The organism is Commensalibacter nepenthis (genome assembly GCF_029953305.1).
GTDB classification, from domain to species: Bacteria; Pseudomonadota; Alphaproteobacteria; order Acetobacterales; family Acetobacteraceae; genus Commensalibacter; species Commensalibacter nepenthis.
Genome location: NZ_JASBAN010000001.1, coordinates 2,208,756 through 2,230,765 on the forward strand (window position 1 = coordinate 2,208,756; position 22,010 = coordinate 2,230,765).

The following is a 22,010-nucleotide window of genomic DNA, read 5'->3' on the forward strand; positions in this document are numbered from 1 at the left end:
AAAAAATATCGGAATAATTTATTCTTCAATAACCGTTTGAATATTGTTTTTTTGTTTTTGAATATAGTCAAATATTTCTTTTACGTCACTTTCTCTTAACATCCACCCCAATGTAATTTTAGATTTTGGCTTATTGTATGGGGTATATATAATTCCAATAACTCTTGTGAATTTAAGTGATACCGCAAAAGCGGCTAGCCCTTTTTTCTCAACGAGTTGAAAATCACCACTGTTGAAAAGATAGTTATATTTTTTAAAATTTTGTTTAAAATACACTCTATCGGGATAAAGATAAATCTGAGGAAATAGGATGAAATATAAAGGGATACTTCCACCAACCATGGCCATAAAATAATTGTGCTTTAGATGGAAAAGAATATAAATTGCAGTGGTTACGATAAAAGCAAAGCAATAATAACCCATCATAAATAGGAATTTAACAGCATTATCTGTTTTGTAAGTTTTAAAGTTTTCAGGCATATACAACTCTGTGATAATATTTCAAATAATACTGTTTTTGTAAGAATTAATTTTGCTTTAACTCTTCCTGCAACATCTCTAACTCTAACCAGCGTTCTTCCATCTGATGATGTTCTTGATGCGCTTTGGTCAGTTGTTCTGTGAATTTATGGAAAGATTTTGGATCTTTTTCATAAAGAACAGGATCGGCGAGCTTCTCATTTAGTAACGCAATTTGAGCATCTAGTTTTTCTATTTTCTCAGGTAAGTTATCCAACTCATATTGATCTTTATAAGACAGTTTTTGCGTCTTGCTTTTAGCAGGTTTAGCAGAGGTATCACTTTTAGAAGCCGCTTTTTTAATAATTTCAGCATCTTTTTGGCTTTGTTTGCGTAGTGCTATCATATCTGAATAGCCACCAGCATATTCAAGCCATTCTCCGTTGCCATTAGCAATCAGCGTAGAAGTTGCCACACGATCCAAGAAATCACGATCATGGCTGACGACTAAGACCGTGCCAGGATAAGAGGCGAGGAGTTCTTGTAATAAATCTAATGTTTCCAAATCTAAATCATTGGTCGGTTCATCAAGGATTAATACATTAGAAGGTCTCGCTAGCGCACAGGCTAACAATAACCGAGCTTTCTCTCCACCAGATAAGGCATGAACAGGGGTTTTGGCCTGCTCTGGATTGAACATGAATTCTTTCATATAGCCAACAACATGGCGTTTTTCATCGCCAATTTGCACATAATCGCCACTACCATCTGTCATGGTATCTGCCAGTGTTTTATTTGGGTCTAATAATTTACGTTGTTGATCTAATGTATTGACTTCTAAATTAGCTCCAATTTTAATTTCACCATTATCAGGCGTTTCTAATCCCGTTAAAAGACGTAAAAGGGTTGTTTTACCTGCGCCATTAGGCCCAACAATGCCTAAACGATCTCCACGTAAAACGCGTAGATCAAGATTCTTAACAATAACTTGATCGCCATAAGATTTGTTGATTTGCTCTGCGACAACGACTAATTTTCCAGAAATATCCGCTTGGCTGGCTTGTAATGAGGTCATGGATGGGTTTTTAATAATGTCTTGGCGTTTTTTGCGTAAATCAGCCAATTCAGCCATACGGCGTACATTGCGTTTCCGTCGTGCGGTTACTCCATAACGAACCCAATGCTCTTCTCTGACGATTTGGCGATTTAACTTATGTTGTTCAAGGGCTTCTTGTTCAAAAAACTCTTCTTTCCATTGTTCAAATTGAGAGAATTTTTGTTCTAATTGACGTGTTTGTCCACGATCCAACCAAATAATTCCATTCGCCATATTTTCTAAAAAACGACGATCATGGCTAATGATAATCATCGCAGAAGAAAGCGATTTTAATTCTGCTTCTAACCATTCAATCGCGGGGAGGTCTAAATGGTTTGTTGGTTCATCTAATAATAACAGATCAGGTTTTGGCGCCAATGCTTTTGCCAAAGCACAACGGCGTGCTTCACCGCCTGATAGATGTTTAGGGTCTTCAGTGCCATCTAATCCAAGTGCGTCTAGTAAAATCCGTGCACGATAATGATCTTCATGGTCAGGCAAAACAGAGCAAACATAATCTAATGTATTGGCATATCCAGAGAGGTCAGGTTCTTGCGATAAATATTGCACGGAGGTTCCTGGTTGTAAAAAGATACTGCCTGAATCTGCGTGCTGTTGTCCCGTGGTGATTTTTAATAAAGTTGATTTCCCAGATCCATTACGTCCAACCAAACAGACTCTTTCCCCAGCACTAAGGCTGAATGTTGCATTATCTATAAGGGGCTTGCCTCCGAGAGTAAAAGAGACATCTTGTAGCAATAAAATAGGTGTGGACATAATGAATAAAACCTAAGGTGTGATATTATCCTTTATATAGAAAGAGTTTTATATTTAAACAATTAATTTTTAGATTCATGGCTTGATAATATTTTGAGAGAAAATTTTTGTGAGAGGTTAATAGTTGGGCGTTCTATGGTTTCGTAACTAAAAATACTGATAAAAATAGTTAATATGACTTCGATAATAGAATGGAAAATAAGCAGTATTTGTTGATAGTAAGTTTGATGTTGATAAAAATACTTATCCATGCCATCAAAAAATAGAGCGTTTCATCATCTTCACCTTTAGAACTGATTAATAAAGCAGCAATGCCTCGGAGTGCTTGTATAGTATTAAAGGTTTGTTTTTTCATTGAATTGAGTTTTTCAATAACAATATCTATATTAAAAAAGTTAAGTGCCAGTCTGATGATGAACGGGTAGTTTTATAAACCATCCTTTGGGCCATATCTCAAGATTCATATTGGGATTGTGTTTCCATATCTTGATTTGCTCTCGCCAAGGGATAACTCCGTAAGAATGAGAGACAAGATGATAGAAGTTATGACAATTAACAATTAACAACAAAATGCTTAATAAAATGCATATATACTGACCTTTTTTTGGTAAGGCATACATAAAATATCCTAATAAGATACACATCAATGATTGATTGATAAAGGCATATCGTTGATTGAAATAAGGTTCAAAAAACCAAGCGGTTGGACCAATTGCACCAAAGGTGGCTAGAGCTAAATTCAATAAATTGTAACCTAGTAAATAACTTGCTTGTCTAGTTTTTGGATATTTATAAAAACAATAAATAATGATTAACAATACAGCAATACTTATGCAGCATGCAAAGATAGGAATTTGTTGTGTTGTAATGAGTGATTTTAAATAAAGTAAATAAGGGTTAGATAAAGAATTGTTTCCTAAAAAGGGAATATATAAGTTTTTTACAAAAAAAATACTCAGAAAATCAGTGACAGAAAAATGATACTGGCGATCGTGAAAAGATTGATAAAAAAAAACAAATTGGATTATATTTCCAATCAATAATATAGTAAATTGTTCGAACCTCAACGGATCTTTATCGACTAAGCAACGTAATAAATATAGTGGAACAAGAAATATACTCATGACTCCAGAAAGCGTTGTTAAAAGTAAAATGCTTATTCTAAAATATCGTTGATTTCCTGAACTCGTATCTAATAGTAAAATAATAGCCGCAGCCAAAGTCAGATGAAATTGAATATGAAGACTTTGTAAAGAAATTTCCAAAGATTCAGGCACAAAAAGCAATAACAAAGCAAGGAATAAACGGATTTTAAAAGATGAAAGCCATTTATCTTTCGCTGTCAGGAGGAGGTAAGTTGGTAAAAGTTGAAATAATAACCCAATACACATTGTAACGTAAGGGGCATAAATTAAAGGTACACACCATCGTGCTATTAATGTGGCGGCGTTAACAGGAAGGTTTAAATATCCACCATAGGAAAAAAATAATGCTTTTAACGGATTCATTATCCAAGCATTTTCAAAAAAGACTCTTTCTTCAGCCCAAAAACGGCTATCTATCAATATTTCTGGAGAGCGAGTCAAATGGATGATCGCTACGAATAATAATAAGGCAATTGTTTGCGTATTTCTGTGGTTTATATATTGTTTTATTCTTGTCATTATTAAACTATGCATTATTGTTCAGTAGAATGTATCGAGCTAGAAAATTGTTGTGGAACAATAATAAACCAACCACTACTCCAAATTTTGGGATGGTAATTGGGGTTTTGTTGCCATTTTTGTAGTTCTTGCTTCCACACATGTCCACCACCATCTTTCGCTTCTGGTAATAATTGAAAGAAATTAACGCTTCCCACAATAAGTAACCAGAAAATAACAATATTTGTAATAATTTTTCCTGTTTTTGGTAAGGTAACGGAAAAATAAAGTGCCATGATTGCAAATAATGCTTGGCTTAAAAATGTATATCTTTCTGTGAAATATGGATTAACAAGCTGAATAGTCCCCCCAATAACGCCATAAACAGCCAAAGATAAAGTAAGCAAAGCGGTAAGAAAGAGAATAAAAGATTTACGTGTTAATGGATATAAAATGAAAATACTTGCAATAAAAATCACGAATAGGCTGGCGATAACGCAGGCCTTGATTGGAATTTGTTTAAGTTCTAGATGATGAAAAATGTCAGCCATAATAATCATCGATGTTTCAAAGCTATTCAGGTAATATGGTTTAACAAAGAGAATAGTTTCACCTATTACACCATAAACGATTATGAAAACTATAAAGAATGTCGTTATAGATATAATGAATAATTTGCGTAATTTGGAATATTTAATCACACAAACCAAGGCAATAATTATAAATAAGCCAAAGAGAATAAATGCAGGGATAAAGAGATGATGTGCTTGTAATTCATAATAAGTTTTTGCAATAAATTTAATAATAACATCGTATCTGTGCCCCAAGAATGGAAAAACTAAATCTCTGACATAAATAGTACTACATAAATCAGTCAGTGAAAAATGCCCTTGGCGTGCAATGGTTGTGCTATTCAAATCAATATTATATTTTGCATTATAGAGATAAAAAGAAATTTGGATAAGACTACCTAATAATAGCGCAAGGAACTGTTCAAATCGTTGTTGATTTTTCTCATTGACAAATTGAATTAAATAAATCGGCAGTAAAATAATCGGCAGTAGACCACATAAAGGCGCAAAAAAAAGTAGTGTTAATTTAAACCAACGTTGTGATCGAGTGTCCGTTTTTAAAAAAGCAATAAATGCACATGCGAGTGTAAGATGAAACTGGATATGTAAACTTTGTAGCGAAATTTCAGAAGATTCAGGCACGAATAAGAGTAATGACGTTGCTATTAATCGAACATGAAAGGGGGCTAACCAGTTATCTTTTGCCGTTAATAACAGGTAAATGGGTAATATTTGAAAGAAAAACCCAATAAAAGTTGTTACATAAGGTGCATATTCAAGGGGAATATGTAAAAATCGTGTAATTAACGTTGCACCACTGGCACCAAGATTAATATACCCTCCATAGACAACAAAAAAAGCATGTAAAGGGTGCATATTATATGCGTTGGTATAAAATATATTTCCTTCTTCTGCCCAAAAGCGACCTTGGATTAAAATATCGGGGGCACGTAGAAATAAAAAAAGAACATATAAAAACAGCAATAAAAAAGTTTGATTGCTACGTTGTTTGAATATGTTTGTTGACAAAATAGTGAGCTTTCACTGTTTATAAAAGAGTAAGCATTTAATGTTGTTTTTGTTGAGGAGGAGTGGGAAGTTTTATAACTTTAGTCATGATTTTTCCTAGATACCAGACCAGTATTCCTGTGCCAATAAACGCAACTGCAAATAAAAGATGTTTAATAGAGGCAATATGCTGCGTTTGTAAAGCGTTGACTTCTGTGTTGGCAATATGACCCATTACCACATACCCCAGTAAGGCTGGGAGGGATGCTAGCGTGCCGATTAAATAAGAACGTACTGAAATTGAAGTTAATCCTAAAGCATAACTTGTTAATGCAAAAGGCATAATTGGTGAAATGCGTAATAAACAGATCAGCTTCCATCCATCTAAATACAATAAATGATCTAGTTTTTGCATTCTAGAAGATTTTTTTAGGATTTTTTCGATATGAGACCTAAAGATAGAACGACTAAGGTAAAAAGAGATTAAAGCACCGATTAAAGTTGCAATGGCTGATAAAAAAAATCCTTTCCAAATTCCATATATCAACCCCGAAACAAAAGCAGCACTGGATGCAGGTAACACACCACAAAGTGCAATAATAATTTGAATGATTTCACTGAGGATGAGACTTTTTATCGAAGATGTTTGTTGGGTATTTTGATAAAATATTGTTAAATGATTCAACATGTTGGTGTAATGGTTTAATAATATTCCCCCTCCAATTATCAAAATAATAATTAAGAAGAAGATGAACAGACCAAATGTTTTTATTGAACTATTTTTAGGCATGAACGTTTATTTTTTATATCGTTTATTGGACATGGATATTAATTTATTTAAACGGTATTCAACAGAGGTTTTTAATACACCTAAACCATAAATGATGCTACGTTTTAGATTAATAGAAGAGGCTTCTTTGAAATATTTAGTAGGGCAAGAAATTTCGCCGATACGAAAATTATGATAGATTGCTTGTGCCATCATTTGGTTATCAAAGATAAAATCATTAGAATAGGTTTCAAATGGCAGGGATTGTAATAGCTCTTTTGTCCATCCTCTGTACCCTGTATGATATTCTGACAATTTATAATTAAGTAGAATATTTTGAATAAAGGTTAATCCTCTGTTAGCAATATATTTATAAAGAGGCATACCCCCTGCCAAAGCACCTTTTCCTAAAATACGAGAGGCAATCACCCCGTCATAATGACCAGAAATTAACATACAGACCATAGCACTTAATAGTTTGGGGCTATATTGATAGTCAGGGTGTAACATGATGACAATATCAGCACCTCTGTCCAAAGCAGCTTTATAACAAGTCTTTTGATTGGCACCATATCCTTTGTTGCTCTGGTGGATAATGGTGTGGATATTTAACTTATGGGCTATTTCGACCGTTTTGTCTTTACTGGCATCATCGGTTAAAATAATATCATCGACAATATCATGAGGAATTTCATTAAAAGTTTTTTGTAATGTAAGTGCAGCATTATACGCAGGTAATATAACAGCAATTTTTTTATTATTAATCATGATACATCATTCTCATTTATGATCTGTGTTTTATCGTTTAACATAAGAACGTTATCGTTTAAAAGAACTTAAAATTAAGATTAAATAGAGTTGTTATATTTGAGTAACAGGTAAAAATAAATTTTACATATGATGTTATTAGATTATAGATAAATAAGTATTTCTAATAATGAATATTTGATCTTCTTGATTGGACAAAGCGAATCTCGATGCAAAAAAATAAAGCACAAATTAAAATCTGGACAAAACAACAAACAAAAGTTGGAAAAAGGGCTGTTTTTCCGATGGTTACGTTGGGGATCCTTTCTAGCTTTGTTGCGGTGGGATTGGCATGTTGTATTGCACAAATTTTGGGAATGTTATTGGTTCCTTCATTATCTCAATCGATTGGGTTCAGTCCATCAATGCTATTGATAAGCTTTGTTATTTTATTTCTTTTAAAAGGAATTATTATTTATAGCGAAGATTTGATTGCAACTAAAATAGGATTACAAGCTCGACATCGATTACGTTCAGAGTTTATTCAACATATTATGCAGATTGGACCTTCTATTTTATATCGTCAATCAGGTGGAGGATTGGCAAGTTTAGTGGTCGACCAAGTTGAATCATTAGATGGCTATTTTTCGCGTTGGTTGCCAGCATCCATTTTATGGTTTGTTTCTCCTTGTATAATTTTAATTTGTATTTTCTTTGTGCAACCTTGGGCAGCCTTAGTGATCGGTGTTTGTGGGTTAATGGTACCGATTGCTCAAGCAATTTTTGGGATCGGGGCTGCGGTTGCTGCAAGACAACAATTCCTTGCAATGACCCGTTTGCAGGCACGGTTTTTAGATCGTATCCAAGGAATTGCCACGATTGTGCTCGCAGGTAGGGCAGAGGATGAGGCAAAAAAGATTTCTGAATCAGCCAATGAATTACGATTAAGAACGATGAAAGTGCTTCGTGTAGCATTTCTATCTTCAGCCTCCATTGATTGTGCGATGATTATTGCAATTTTGTTGGTTGCGTTGATGGATGTGCAGCATTTTATATCCCCTATAGCTGAGCATACTATTCCAGTTATACATGCTTTATTTGCTTTGTTAATTATTCCAGATTTTTTTGCGCCGTTACGTAGCCTTGCATTGGCTTATCAAGACAGAGCAAAATTAGCAGGTGCAGCAGCCTCTGTGGTTGAGTTGCCAGATGTTTCAAAGGAAACTGATTCGAGCAATATTTTAAATAAAAATGAGCCTGTTCATATCGTTTTTGATCATGTTTCCTATATTTGGGATGGAAAAAGAGGAAATGCTGTCGATCAGATTAGTTTTGAAGTGGTTCCAAATAGCACAACTTTGCTGATTGGGGCTTCAGGAGCTGGAAAATCAACCATTATCAGCATGTTGCTTGGGTTTATTAAACCGACTTCGGGTCAGATTTTGTTTAATGGTCTTGATATTACAACAATTAAACGTGAATCCTTGTCTGCTTTAACAGCGTGGATTGGACAAAAACCAGTTATTTTCTCTGGAACGATCAGAGAAAATATTTTATTTGCAAAACCAAACGCGACAGAAGACGAACTTCAAAAAGCGGTGCAAGCTGCTGCAGTAGATCAATATCTATCTGCTTTACCCAATGGTTTGGATACGACGATTGGTGAGGGAGGATATGGTCTTTCAGGCGGGCAAGCACAAAGAGTAGCAATTGCCAGAGCCTATTTAAAAGATGCGCCATTGTTATTCCTTGATGAACCAACCGCACATTTAGATCCTGTTACTGAACAAGATATATTTACAAGTTTGATCCAACTTGCACAAAATAGAACTGTAATTCTTGCGACTCATTCTGCTTTGGGTCAGCGACTACAAGGAAAACATATTCAGCTCGATCATGGATGTATTATTGTTGAAACAGAGGTGATGTAAGATGTCAGATATTCAAGATACTTTGATACAAAAAGAAGCTCCAAAGGCTGCATTTCAACAAATCTTTACGGTATGGAAACCTCATCTTATTTCCTTAGTCATCGGAATTATTTTCTCTTTGATTGCACTGGCTTTAGGATTGACGTTAATGAGTTCCGCGGGTGGGAAGATAGCTTTTGCTGCGATGGGAATGCTGGTCATTAGTTCAGTATTTTTAAAGTTTCTAGGTGGTGGTCGTCTTTTAATGCGGTACGTTGAGCGCTTATATACACATAATGTAATGTTCAAAGCCATTGCAGATCTGAGAGTATGGTTTTTTGCAAGATTATCAAAAGGTGCAGCAGCAGGGTTAGGGTTTCGTCATAGCGGGGATGTTTTATCTCGTCTTGTTTCTGATATTGAAACATTGGACGGATTATATTTACGATTAATGCTGCCTTTTGCAAGTTCTGTATTAACATTTCTGGTGCTTATCGTTGTTATTGGTTCTGTTCATTTACCTTTGGCGATTTGTATTGCATTTTTATATATTTTAGCTGGGTTTATATGTCCTCTTGTGACAGCATCGATGACTAAGAAGCATGGGCAAACACTCTTAAATTCTGTTTCTCAGCTCAGAATTGGAGTTTTGGATTTTATTCATGGATTAAGAGAGATTCGCGCGTTCGGTGCTGAAAATCGTATGGCTGCTTTGCTTGATAAGCGTGAAAAAAAACTATTTGAGAAGCAATATCATCAAGCAAAAATAGTTGCTTTAATGAGTTTTTTGTCATTCATATCCAGCCAAATTGCGATATTACTTATTTTAGCAGCGGCGTTGAATATAGGGTTTCATGGAATAGGAGCTGCTCATATAGTCGTATGTTTGTTTTTAACGATTACAGCTTTTGAGGTGGTAGTTCCTTTGACCAAAGCGGGTGGATTGGCTGGTCAAATTATTAATGCAGCAACGCGTGTTGTTGGAGTGAATAAAGGGCATGGCTATGATGTTCCAACAGGTAGTGAAGATGCACCAGATCAAACAGATATTCAGTTAAATGATCTGGGGTTTCAATGGAGTGCAGAACGTCCTTTCGTGTATCGTCATCTAAATCTAAAGATTGCTCAGGGAGAAAGAGTTGCAATCATTGGTCCATCAGGTGCTGGAAAATCAACATTAGCAGCCTTGTTATTAAAAGTGATTGCTCCACAAGAAGGTACTATCACTTTGGGTGGGAAAGATATTGCTCTCTTGACCGAAGATTCTGTTCGTAAAAAGATTGCTTGGTTATCTCAAAATACCCATTTATTTGATGATACGATTCGAAATAATTTATTACTAAGCTATCCTCAAGCAACAGATACAGAATTGTGGCAAGCCTTATCGGAAGCTGCTGTGGCAGATGTTGTCAAAGCAATGCCAGATGGATTGGATACTTGGCTAGGTGAAGGAGGGATCAAGGTTTCTGGTGGGCAAGGTCGTCGTATTGCGTTAGCAAGGACTTTGTTATCTAAAGCACCGATTCTATTGTTGGATGAACCAACGACGGGATTGGATGCTGATACTGAAATGGAATTTTTTAAAATATTAAATCAAATTTCGTCTGATCGTACGATTATTTTAATTGCACATCGTCTGACAGGCACAGAAAAGCTAGATAAAGTATGGCGTTTATCTGACAGTTGTTTGATTTCTGAAAATTAAAAATATTTTTATATTTTTTATGTTAAAATATGAGTATGTTACAAACTAAGTTTTTAATATTGTGCTTTGAAGTTAAGGAAAATTCAATGCGTCGTTTTTTACCAATTGTATTTGGCTCTTTGATGTTAGCGGCTTGTTCACAAACAACAAATTTAACGCCGAATAATGACAGAACTTATGTTGTTTTCTTTCCCTTTGCATCCAGCGAATTGGATGATGCAGCTTTGACAACCATCGATCAAGCGGTCAGATATGCAAAAAACTTCCCAGAAAAACAAGTTTATGTCGAAGGATATGCAGCGGTTTATGGCGATTTGTCTTTGGATGAGATGATGGCAGCTCAACGTACGCAAGTGGTTGCACAAGAAATGATTACAGAGGGTGTGGATAAATCTCGTGTGCATGATGCCCCACAGCAACCTGAAAATAGACGTAGCCAAGTTGCAGCACGTCGCGTCGAAATCGAAGTTAAATAATAGTTCTGATTAATGAAATATCCATCTTTATTGACTGATTCGAATCAAACAAAGATGGATATGACTCCAAAAACAATATTACAACATGTTTTTGGATATGATGATTTTCGTGGGCTTCAGCAACAAGCCATTGACTGTGTGATGCAAGGTCAAGACGTATTGCTGTTAATGCCTACAGGTGGCGGCAAGAGCATTTGCTATCAAATTCCGTCTCTCTGCCGATCTGGTATGGGATTGGTAATTTCCCCTTTGATCGCTTTGATGGACGATCAAGTTGCTGCTTTAAGACAGCTAGGAATTAATGCCGGCGCACTCCATTCAGAGTTAGAGCCTCAAGAATCTGCGTCTATTCGTCAAGATATGCTCAGTGGATCGCTCGATTTATTATATATTTCACCAGAGAGATTACTTTCTGATGAAATGCTACGATTTTTAAATAAAATTCCATTATCATTAATTGCTATTGATGAAGCCCATTGCGTATCGGTTTGGGGACATGAGTTTCGTCCAGAATATCGATTAATGACCAATTTATCCTCTATGTTTCCAAGAGTTCCAAGGATTGCATTAACGGCGACCGCTGATCCTACGACAAAAGAAGATATTATTGTGTCTTTGGGTATGCCCAAAGCGACCATTTTACAAGCCAGCTTTCATAGAACCAATTTATTTATCAGAGCTGTTCCAAAAGACGGCGAAACCAAACAGCTTTTGGTATTTTTGCAAAAGCATAAAGATGCAGCCTGTATTATTTATTGTGGCAGTCGTAATAAAGCAGAGCGTGTGGCTGCGATGTTAACAGATCGTGGTTTAACAGCTTTAGCCTATCATGCTGGATTATCAGCAATTGAAAAAAGAGCTGTCTTATTGCGTTTTCGTTCTGGTGAACCTTTGATAATTGTGGCAACAATTGCGTTTGGCATGGGTATTGATCGACCAGATGTAAGGTTGGTGGTGCATTTAGATATGCCAAAAGGGCCAGAGCATTATTACCAACAGATTGGTCGCGCAGGTAGAGATGGTGATCCTGCCGAGACTGTGTTGTTGTATGGTGGTGAAGATATTGTCAAAGCACGATATTGGTTGGAACAATCCAATAGTGATGAAGCACAAAAGAAAATAGCCCGATCTCGATTAAATACCATGATTGCCTTTGCTGAAACCGCAGATTGCCGAACACAAATCTTGTTGCGTTGTTTTGGAGAGGAGTTAAATGAGCCTTGTGGGCATTGTGATAATTGTAAACACCCTGTTTCATTAATGAATGGAACGGTGGCTGCTCAAAAAGTATTATCAGCGGTTTACAGAACGGGTCAACGGTTTGGGGCAATACATATTATAAATGTCTTAAGAGGTCGGAAAAGCGATAATATAGAGAATTACCAACATGACCGGTTACCTTTATTTGGAATAGGTAAAGACAAGCCCAATCAATTTTGGCGGGCGGTTATTCGACAATTAATGGCAAAAGATGTGTTGAGGCAAGGAGCTGAGCATTCAAATTTATTCTTAAACCAAGATAAAGCACTTCCTTTGTTAAAAGGAAAAGAAGAGCTTTATTTGCGAGAAGATATTGTTCAATCTAGAATAGAAAAATCATCTTCTTATTCACAACAGATTGCGTTTTCAGAATCACAACAAAAGATTTTTGATAACCTTAAAATTTGGCGTTTATCCGAAGCAAGGGAACAAGAAGTACCACCATATATTATTTTTCATGATGCGGTTTTGCGTGAAATTGCGATTACTTGTCCCAAAACTTTAGAAGAGCTGAAGCGTATCAAAGGAATTGGGGACAGTAAAATTGAACGTTATGGTCAGACCCTATTAGAATATACTGTTTAAGAGTAGAATTGTTATTCTTAGTTAGGAATATAATATTAAAACTAATTATAAATTTAAAATAACCTCTAACATTTTTGCTATTAATGTTTATGAGGTTATTTTTAACGGTTGACTATTTTAATGTAGCAGAACTTTAGATATGGATCGCTCTTTGCATGGCTGATAAAATAGCTTCATGCATGCTCTCGGATAATGTTGGATGCGGGAAAATGACTTCAGCCAAACTTTCATCGGTTGCTTCGAGTGTTTTGGCAATAGAAAAACCTTGAATAAGTTCAGTGACTTCATGTCCAACCATATGCACCCCTAAAATTTCACCTGTATCTTGATGAATAATCGTTTTAACAAAACCGACAGGATTATTCATGGCGAGTGCTTTGCCACTGGCTTGAAAAGGGAAGTTGCCTATACGTATAGGATATCCTTTATCCATGGCTTGTTGTTGGGTTAATCCAATGCTGGCAACTTGAGGATTGGTAAAGATACATCCAGGAATACGCGTGCGATCCAAAGGATGTACCCCGTGCACTCCAGCAATTTTTTCTACACATAAGATCGCCTCATGGCTGGCTTTATGCGCCAAACAAGGTCCTCCGGCAACATCCCCAATGGCGTAAACACCAACAACGTTTGTTTTACACCAAAGATCAGTTTTGATAAATTTTTTATTGAATTCAATTCCTAATGCTTCTAATCCCAGCCCATTGGAATTTGGTGTTACCCCAATGGCAGAAAGAACATGATCGACTATGATTGTCTGCATTCCTTGTGGTGTATAGATTTCACATTGAACTTTACCATCAACAATAGAAGTTTTTTGTAGTGCTGATTGTGTTAAAACGGTGATGCTTTTTTGTTCGAATTGTTTTTGAACATACTCAGCAATCTCATGATCTTCGGTGGGCATAATTTGTGGGGCAATATCGATCAATGTGACTTGCGATCCTAAATCATGATAAAGACTTGCAAATTCACTACCAATGGCACCTGAGCCAACCACAAGTAAAGATTTTGGTAAATGCTCGGGAATTAATGCCTCTTTATAACTCCAAATATAGTGTCCATCGATAGGAAGTTGAGGTAGAGTCGTCGCCTTTGCTCCAGTAGCTACGATAATATGAGGTGCGGAAAGAATTTGTGTTGTTTCATTTTTATCTGTCACTTCTAATTTTTCTTTGGCAAGAAATTTGGCTGTTCCTTTAAAAAGAGTAACCTTATTTTTTTGTAATAAATGTCCAATGCCAGCGACCAGTTGTTTAGAGACATTACGACTATGTTGAACTAATTTTTGAATATCAAATTGCACATTTTCTATTTCAAAACCAAGTGTAGATGCATGTTGGATTTTTTGTGCGAACTCTGCGCCACTTATTAAGGCTTTGGTTGGGATACATCCCCAATTTAAACAAATCCCACCCAAATCCTTTGCTTCGATAATTGCTGTTTTTAACCCCAATTGAGCTGCACGAATGGCTCCAACATATCCTCCAGGACCAGCACCAATGACAATCAGATCAAATCGTGTTTCTTGCATGTTTTACTCCTATGCTAAGAAAGCCATGGGATTTTCAACAAATTCTTTTAAACTAGCCAAGAATTTTGCACCTGTTGCCCCATCAATAACCCGATGATCGCAAGACATACTTAGTGTTACCATAGGGCGAATTGTAATGGCGTCATCCTTGACAATAGCTCGTTTTTCTACAGCTCCTAAGGCCAATATTGCTCCTTGAAGGGGGTTAATAATGGCTTCAAATTGCTTAATACCAAACATTCCTAAGTTGGAAATGCAAAAACTGCCTCCTTGGAATTCATCAGGGGATAATTTGCCAGTTTTAGCACGCGTTGCCAAATCACGCATGGTGGTTGAAATGTCAGATAATGCTCTTTTATTAGCAGCCTTAATAATAGGAGTAATAAGCCCATTAGGAATGGCAACAGCGACAGAAATATCAGCTTGATCGAACTGTAATATTTGTTGATTTTCAACATCATATTGTACATTAACCTCGGGTACCGCAATTAATGCACTGGCAATTGCTTTTAAAAACATGTCGTTTATCGAAATCTTGACACTGGGCAGCTTACTATTAATCTCTGCACGTAATTCTTGTAATGTGCTGACATCAACTTCTATGGTTAAATAGAAATGTGGAATTTCCGACTTTGCAGCTTGTAAACGTTCTGCAATTGTTTTACGCATTCCATCCATTGGAATAGGGGTAAAATGAACAGGTGTGCTTTCGGATTGAGCATGCGTTGTTGTTGAAGGTGTGGAAGATGAAGTAGAAGCTGTTTGGCTGCGATAATAAACAGTCTCAACATCCTCTTTACAAACGCGCCCTCGGCTGCCTGATGCGCGACAATCATGAAGATTAATACCCCATTCTGTTGCCATACGTCTTGCTAAAGGTGTTGCTGGTATATGGCTATCATCAGCAGTTGACTTGACAGGTGTGTTTGAGGATTGGTTTTTAACATCTGGCCATTGTCCGCCTGCGTCAATGACTGCTTTTTGAATATCGCTTATGCTAATTCGTTGTTGTGGTCCTGATCCAGTAATTTTATCAAGATTAACATTATGCTGTTGCGCCATATTAATGGCATGTGGCGTTGCAAAAATATCTTTGGTTTCTTGATATCCTTGCAAGGCAGAAGGGATCGAAAAATTATTGTTTGTAATTGTTTTCGATGGTGTTGATGTGGCAAGCTTTGATGGTGTTACTGTTGATGAAGAAGGTGCAGCTGCAGCTGTTTGTTTATTTTCGGTTGTTTTCGGTTCAACTTTGGGCTTTTCAGCTTTGGTTTCTTTTTCTGAAGGCAAAGATTGAATATATTGTTCAATTTCCTGATCTGATACTGTCTTGTCAGCACAGACGCCAATAATTCCACCGACCTCTAAAGTTGTTCCATTTTTTGCTATAATTCGTCTTAACGTACCGTCAAAAGGAGCTTCTAAAGAATTTGCAATTTTTGTCGTTTCGATAATGCAAATTTCTTGCCCTTTTTTGAAGAAATCTCCCTCTTTAATCGTCCATTGGGTAATTTTACCTTCTTGCATCGATAGACCCCATTTGGGGACCTCTAAGGTTTGAATATCACTCATGTTAAACCTCCAAAACTTTGCGAACTGCAATTTCTATACGTTCAGCGCTGGGCAACCAAGCTTGTTCTAAAACGTTAGAAAAAGGAACTGGGGTATGAGGTGGCGTTACTAATTCGATAGGTGCTTTGAGCGCATAAAACCCTTTTTGTGCAATTAAAGCCGCCACATCATGTGCAAATCCACAGCGTGCTGCGGATTCATCAACGATAACAACTCGCCCTGTTGAAGCAACAGATTCCAAGATTCCTTCTTCGTCGAGTGGAGAAATTGTACGTGGATCCACAACTTCGACAGAAATTCCCTCAGTCGCAAGTTTATCAGCCACTTCATTTGCACGGTGAACCATCAGGCTGAGGGCAATAATCGTTACATCTGTACCTTGACGCGTATAATTGGCAACACCAAAAGGAATGGTATAATCCTCATCAGGGACTTCACCAGTAATATCATAGAGTAATTTATGTTCACAAAATACAACAGGATCATCATCTCTGATTGATTGGGTCAGTAATCCTTTGGCATCATAAGGGCTGGATGGAACAACAACTTTTAATCCGGGGGTAGAAGTAAAAATATGATAAGGAGATTGAGAATGTTGAGCTGCTGCGGAAAATCCTGCACCAATCATACCTCGAACAACCATGGGTGCCTTGGCTTTTCCACCAAACATATATCGGAATTTTGCGGCTTGGTTATATAACATATCATAACAAACCCCAAAAAAGTCCATAAACATTAAATCAGCAATAGGACGTAATCCTGTAGCTGCTGCGCCAGCAGTCATACCGATAATAGCGGATTCAGTAATAGGAGTATCAATAACCCGTTCAGAGCCAAATTCTGTCCATAATCCTTTTGTAACGCCTAATACTCCGCCAAAACCTTCAAGTTTATTTTCTTCGGTATTTTTAGCACCATGTCCGCCACGAACATCTTCACCAATAACAACAACAGTTGGATCACGACGCATTTCAAATTCAATGGCTTCTTTAATCGCATTTCTATAGCTTTTTTTTGACATAACGTCTTCTCCTTAGTAAGAAACATAAACATCAGTATATAATTGAGAAACTTCTGGGTTCTTTGCTGCCCGTGCTTTTTTCACAGCATCATCGATCAAAGATTGTGATTCTTTATCAATTTGATCTAGTTTTTCCTCACTGACTTGCCCTTTAACTTTTTGGCGAAAAATTTTTAAAGGGTCTTTATGTTCTCTAATATATTCAATTTCTTCTTTGGATCTGACTAGTCCTGGGTCTCCTTCAAAATGACTGTAAAAACGATTGGTAATAGCCTCTATAACGCTGGGACCTTTTCCTTCACGTGCACGTTCGATGGCTTTTTTTGCAGCTTCGTAAACAGCGAAAAAGTCTGTACCATCAACTTTTTCTGCGGGCATTCCAAATCCAGCAGCACGCCCAGCAATATCTTTGCTGCCAACGGCATAATCACATCCCGTTCCTTCGCCAAAGCCATTATTTTCAAAGATAAATACGACGGGTAGTTGTAAGACAACAGCCATATTCATAGCTTCAAAAGTAAGACCATGGTTTGATCCGCCATCTCCTGTGAATGATAACCCTATGCCCCCTGTTTTTAATGTTTTGGCAGTCAGCGCAGCACCAATGGCGAGGGGGGGGCCACCACCAACAATTCCATTAGCACCTAACATACCTTTGTTTAAATCAGCAATATGCATCGATCCACCTTTGCCACGACACAGACCTTCGTCTTTGCCAAAGATCTCCGCCATCATGGCATGTATATCGCAGCCTTTAGCAATACAATGACCGTGACCACGATGCGTAGAGGTAATATAATCTTTGTTGGTTAAATTTTCACACACGCCAACTGCAACAGCTTCTTCACCACTATATAAATGAATAAAGCCAGAAATATCACCCGTCGTGTTTTCAACATGCAGGCGCTCTTCAAATTCACGAATATCACGCATATGTTTATAAGCATCAAGCAATTGATTTTCTGTTAATTTCATGATGTTACCTTTCTGATATATTACCGATAATTTAATAATACATAATTATTTTTTTCCTTTTAGAACATTAAATTCAATTTATCGTTATGCTATCAGGTGTAGGTAATGATTTAGGTTGTTTTTAAAAAATAAGATAAATTAGCGTGGAAAATCGTAAAAGATAATATCGAAACCAAACAAGATTGGTTTCGATGGTAAAATTGGGTCTTGTTGCAAATTTAAAACTAAATTGTTTTTAGTATGGAATTGGTTAATTTAGCAAGCGAGAGGTTTATTTAAACCGAAGATATTTTGGATAAGCTTTATTTGTTCGTTGATTGTCCATTTTCCTTTAAAACCCAGTCCTTTTTTAATCCAGAGAATGGCCTCATATCCTTTGAGTGTTTTTCTTGCTGTATGAAAAGATTGAAAACAGCCATTTCTTGGTATACCCCTCTTTAACCTGAAATGATCATTTTCTATTCCCTGTTGTAAGGATTTTTTTGTTTCATGAACGCAGTGATTGGGAAGGATATACTCATTCTTCATGGTCTGTATGGTCTTTGGAAAAGGAGATGCTTTATCTGTTCCAATATGGGTTGGAGCGAATAGACCATCTTTTTTAAACGCCTTTCTAAAGAAACGTTGTGCTGCTTTGATATTTCTTTTAGCTGTTAATAAGAAATCAATAGCAGTTCCATTCTTATCAATGGCTCTATATAGATACTTCCACTGACCTTTTACTTTGATATAGGTTTCATCAATCCTCACCTCACCACAATGAGGCTTTCTATAGCTTCTCAAACGTTTTTCTAATAGTGGTGCATAGCGTAATACCCAATGGTTTAACGTGCTATGATCTGTATTTATCCCACGTTTTAGGAATAATTTCTCAATATCTCGATAGCTAAGACAATAGCGTAAATACCAGTTTACCGCTTGGATAATCATCAACCCACTAAAGTGGCGACCTTTAAAATCATCCTTAGATCTTAATATAAACTTGCTATAGATACCAATAAACATAAATCGTTCCTAAAATATAAATACTCACTCCATTTCTACATCATACTAAAATACATAATTAAATTTGCAACAAGACCATATTTATTGTTTCAGCAAAACTGTTTTGAATATAGAGAAAAAAGATGAGGCAAATAAGAGATGAAAATAATTTTTCATAATATATTTCCAAGTGAACGCAACGAAATTATTCCATATCTTATTTTCTTAAAAATACTAGTCAGATATTGATAGTTTATTATAAGTGTGATTAATATATCAGGTTTGTGCTGTAAAATTAAACTCTGATAAGTAATAAGCAAGAGTTGCTTGGCAAGGAATGGAGAATGAATTAGAGTAGCAATAATTTTGTACTATTCATATTGAGAATATAATGGCGCTATACTTTCTTGGAAAAACAGTTTTTAATTCGTCAGAAGAAATTATTATTAATGGTCGTTCTATTAACGAGTATTATGACCAAATTTCTAAACTTTTAAAAACAAACTGTCCGGAAATTTGTCTAGCAGAACCAACAGTTACTATCAATAAAGACCCTGAACAGTCTTTTATAAGTTGGTATGTTGATACGAAAATCGAGCCTCAACCTCCCTCTGATATCCAACAAGATTATATATATAAAAAAATAGCAGAGGCAGTCTCTAGGTTATCGCAAGCATACCCACTGAATAGTACAGAAAGTCAATTACTAAAAGCAGCGCTTCATGTCCAAGATAGACAAGATATTTTAATTGCAGATGATACAATTATTTTAAAAAATTGGGGTATAAAATCTTCAATCAATAGTGGTCAGTCCGGGTTGTCTCTTTTTCCTGCAACTTTACCACAAGATACAAATGTTAATGCCGAATCTTTGTCACTTTCAAATAATGCTCCTGATACTTCAATAATATCTAAAACGGCTTCTGTAGTTGTCAATCAAAAATCAAATATTCCGCAAAAACCTGTTGGATTTACGGGAGGAATGCCGTTGTTTTTTACAAGATTGGTTGCAGCAATTTTATTTTTTATGATTGGGTTATTGTTTGGATGGCGTATTTTATATGCAGAACGCCCCACCAAAATTGCCAAAATTCCTGTCATTCAAGCCCAAGAGCTTGTTCGCAAAAAGCCTGAGATTGAGCAGAAAAATAAAGCATTAGAGGATGAAATCAAAAAGTTAGAGGAGCAATTAAAAACACCTCCTTGTGATTTGGATAAAAGTAGAGCCGCACCTGAATTGAACAAAAGTCTTGACAATTCCGCTACACCAATGAAATCTAATGGACAAAATTTTCAAGGAAGTTTGCCTGAGTTATTAGAAAAAAGCACTGTCTTTATTTTGGTCAAAGGAAAAGATGAGGATGGGGATCAAAGTATTTCTTCAGGAAGCGGTTTTTTTGTTACGCCTGATTTAATTGTGACTAATCGACATGTTATTGAAAATGCAGAAAATAATACGGTCTTGGTAACTAATAAAGCCTTGGGACAATTAAAAATAGCCCATATTATTTCTACCAGTGATCATTCCGAAGATGTAAATTCATTTGATCTTGCAGTTTTAAAAATAGAAGACGCATCACCTCAACAGCCTCTGGTCTTCTCATTGGAAGCACAGCCATTACAAACGGTTGTTGCTGCTGGGTATCCTGGGATTATTATTCGTCAAGATGGTGCTTTGAAACGACTAGCTCAGGGGGATATTAATGCTATTCCTGGGGTCGTGTTGACCAAAGGTGAAATTAACGCCATTCAAGAAAACGCCAAGGGGGAAAAAGTCATTCCTCATAGTGCGATGGTTTCTCCTGGAAATTCAGGCGGTGAGTTGGTTGATTTATGTGGCCGCGTAGTTGGGGTGAATACGTTTGTAACAATGGATAGTCAAACGTCTTCACATAGTAATTATGCGCAAAAATCTGATTCAATTGTTAGGGCATTGCAAGGTGCCAATATCCCTGTTCAAGTACAATCAGGGGCTTGTAAAGAGGGGGTTGTTTCTGGAAATAATCATTCTGAAAAGCAGCCCCAGCCCTCAAATAAAGAGGACAAGCAGGAAAATACACCCCCCTCAGCCAATCCCAAAACAGAGGCTCCTAAACCGCAAGAAAATACCAAACCCTCTGTAACGCCAGAGAAAAAATCAGATCAGTCCTCTAGCTCTCATGGAGACAAGCCATGAAATTACAATTTATTTCAGGGAAACCCGTTACCACAACAAATTTTAATGCTGTTCAACCTTTAGGGGTTGGGGGACAGCTTGTTTTAGAGCAATGGGAAGGGGTATACCAAATTCTAAAGCATGAGCTTAGCCCTCAATGTGCAGGGTTATTGTTAGAACCCGTTATTGATCGGCAGAGAGGGGAAGTGGATTGGTATATTCCTGCTGATTTACGTTCTATGACTATTGCTTCTGTATCAAGAGATGTTTTACTGCAAAATGCACATCGTTTCATTGCACAAGCCAAGCAATTAGCACAAAGAATGGTACAGTCTTCTGATGTTGTACAACGACAAAAAGGGGCATTATTAGAACAAGCGTTAAGCTATCCTACGGATGATTATATTATTGAAACCCCTTATGGACCAGCGTTAGTTGCGTGGGGGCATCAATCTAATGATACTGAGAATAAAGCTGCTTTTGTATCGGCAAAAGGCAATCAGCAACATTATAAATCCATGTCGATTTTACCTGCTCCGACTTTGGTAAATAACAAACAAGGGATCATTTCTTATTGGCCTTGGTTGTTAGGGGGCTTGTTGCTTTTATTGCTAGTATTGTTGCCATGGTGGGAAGGGTTAATTCCTGTTCAATATTGTCGTTATTATTGGTTTGGACCGCTGATTATACTGTTGCTATTGATTCCTTTAATAGCAATTGCTGCCAGAAATATATCATTGTCTGTAAGAGGAAAGTAACGTC

17 protein-coding genes are annotated in these 22,010 nt (G+C 36.6%); 6 read left to right on the forward strand and 11 right to left on the reverse strand.

Going from position 1 to position 22,010, the window contains the following annotated elements:
* Positions 1-18 precede the first annotated feature (18 nt).
* From QJV33_RS10400 to QJV33_RS10425, 6 genes are all read right to left on the reverse strand, one after another.
* Positions 19-480, reverse strand: a complete 462-nt coding sequence (locus QJV33_RS10400; protein WP_281463260.1) for a hypothetical protein — start codon at positions 478-480, stop codon at positions 19-21.
* 46 nt (positions 481-526) lie between these two features.
* A complete protein-coding gene (locus QJV33_RS10405; protein WP_281463426.1) occupies positions 527-2,335 on the reverse strand; it encodes an ABC-F family ATP-binding cassette domain-containing protein in 1,809 nt (602 codons plus the stop codon).
* Between the two features lie 392 nt (positions 2,336-2,727).
* Positions 2,728-3,918, reverse strand: coding sequence for a hypothetical protein (locus tag QJV33_RS10410; protein WP_281463261.1), 1,191 nt, complete (start codon positions 3,916-3,918; stop codon positions 2,728-2,730).
* Between the two features lie 92 nt (positions 3,919-4,010).
* Positions 4,011-5,576 (reverse strand): hypothetical protein, encoded by a 1,566-nt coding sequence (locus tag QJV33_RS10415; protein ID WP_281463262.1) that lies wholly within the window; start codon positions 5,574-5,576, stop codon positions 4,011-4,013.
* A 37-nt stretch (positions 5,577-5,613) separates the two neighbouring features.
* Entirely contained in the window at positions 5,614-6,243 is a 630-nt protein-coding gene (locus tag QJV33_RS10420; RefSeq protein WP_281463263.1) for a TVP38/TMEM64 family protein, read from the reverse strand.
* A 108-nt stretch (positions 6,244-6,351) separates the two neighbouring features.
* On the reverse strand, positions 6,352-7,092 hold the full coding sequence (locus QJV33_RS10425) for a glycosyltransferase family 2 protein (protein WP_281463264.1): 741 nt from the start codon (positions 7,090-7,092) through the stop codon (positions 6,352-6,354).
* Positions 7,093-7,301: 209 nt separating this feature from the next.
* Between QJV33_RS10425 and cydD the strand changes: the two genes are divergently transcribed.
* From cydD to recQ, 4 genes are all read left to right on the forward strand, one after another.
* Positions 7,302-9,002, forward strand: coding sequence for a thiol reductant ABC exporter subunit CydD (cydD, locus tag QJV33_RS10430; protein ID WP_281463265.1), 1,701 nt, complete (start codon positions 7,302-7,304; stop codon positions 9,000-9,002).
* Position 9,003: 1 nt separating this feature from the next.
* The gene (cydC, locus tag QJV33_RS10435) at positions 9,004-10,686 is read left to right on the forward strand and encodes a thiol reductant ABC exporter subunit CydC (protein WP_281463266.1); all 1,683 of its coding nucleotides are present in this window, start codon (positions 9,004-9,006) and stop codon (positions 10,684-10,686) included.
* 86 nt (positions 10,687-10,772) lie between these two features.
* Entirely contained in the window at positions 10,773-11,162 is a 390-nt protein-coding gene (locus QJV33_RS10440) for an OmpA family protein (RefSeq protein ID WP_281463267.1), read from the forward strand.
* Positions 11,163-11,174: 12 nt separating this feature from the next.
* Positions 11,175-13,007 carry a DNA helicase RecQ gene (recQ, locus tag QJV33_RS10445; RefSeq protein WP_281463268.1) on the forward strand — a complete coding sequence of 611 codons (1,833 nt, stop codon included), beginning with the start codon at positions 11,175-11,177 and terminating at the stop codon, positions 13,005-13,007.
* 133 nt (positions 13,008-13,140) lie between these two features.
* On the opposite strand, the gene lpdA is transcribed toward recQ, so the two are convergent.
* The 5 genes from lpdA to QJV33_RS10470 form a co-directional block, all read right to left on the reverse strand.
* Positions 13,141-14,541 (reverse strand): dihydrolipoyl dehydrogenase, encoded by a 1,401-nt coding sequence (gene lpdA, locus QJV33_RS10450; RefSeq protein WP_281463269.1) that lies wholly within the window; start codon positions 14,539-14,541, stop codon positions 13,141-13,143.
* 9 nt (positions 14,542-14,550) lie between these two features.
* On the reverse strand, positions 14,551-16,113 hold the full coding sequence (locus tag QJV33_RS10455) for a 2-oxo acid dehydrogenase subunit E2 (RefSeq protein WP_281463270.1): 1,563 nt from the start codon (positions 16,111-16,113) through the stop codon (positions 14,551-14,553).
* 1 nt (position 16,114) lies between these two features.
* Entirely contained in the window at positions 16,115-17,134 is a 1,020-nt protein-coding gene (locus QJV33_RS10460) for an alpha-ketoacid dehydrogenase subunit beta (RefSeq protein WP_281463271.1), read from the reverse strand.
* Between the two features lie 12 nt (positions 17,135-17,146).
* Positions 17,147-18,109 carry a thiamine pyrophosphate-dependent dehydrogenase E1 component subunit alpha gene (locus QJV33_RS10465; RefSeq protein WP_281463272.1) on the reverse strand — a complete coding sequence of 321 codons (963 nt, stop codon included), beginning with the start codon at positions 18,107-18,109 and terminating at the stop codon, positions 17,147-17,149.
* 255 nt (positions 18,110-18,364) lie between these two features.
* Positions 18,365-19,114: an IS6 family transposase gene (locus tag QJV33_RS10470; RefSeq protein ID WP_281463273.1), complete on the reverse strand. Its 750-nt coding sequence runs from the start codon at positions 19,112-19,114 to the stop codon at positions 18,365-18,367.
* Between the two features lie 370 nt (positions 19,115-19,484).
* On the opposite strand from QJV33_RS10470, the gene QJV33_RS10475 reads away from it, so the two are divergent.
* Together QJV33_RS10475 and QJV33_RS10480 are read left to right on the forward strand one after the other, a co-directional pair.
* The gene (locus QJV33_RS10475) at positions 19,485-21,269 is read left to right on the forward strand and encodes a trypsin-like peptidase domain-containing protein (RefSeq protein ID WP_281463274.1); all 1,785 of its coding nucleotides are present in this window, start codon (positions 19,485-19,487) and stop codon (positions 21,267-21,269) included.
* Positions 21,266-22,006 (forward strand): hypothetical protein, encoded by a 741-nt coding sequence (locus tag QJV33_RS10480; protein WP_281463275.1) that lies wholly within the window; start codon positions 21,266-21,268, stop codon positions 22,004-22,006. Before QJV33_RS10475 ends, QJV33_RS10480 begins: the two co-directional genes overlap by 4 nt.
* Positions 22,007-22,010: the final 4 nt, after the last annotated feature.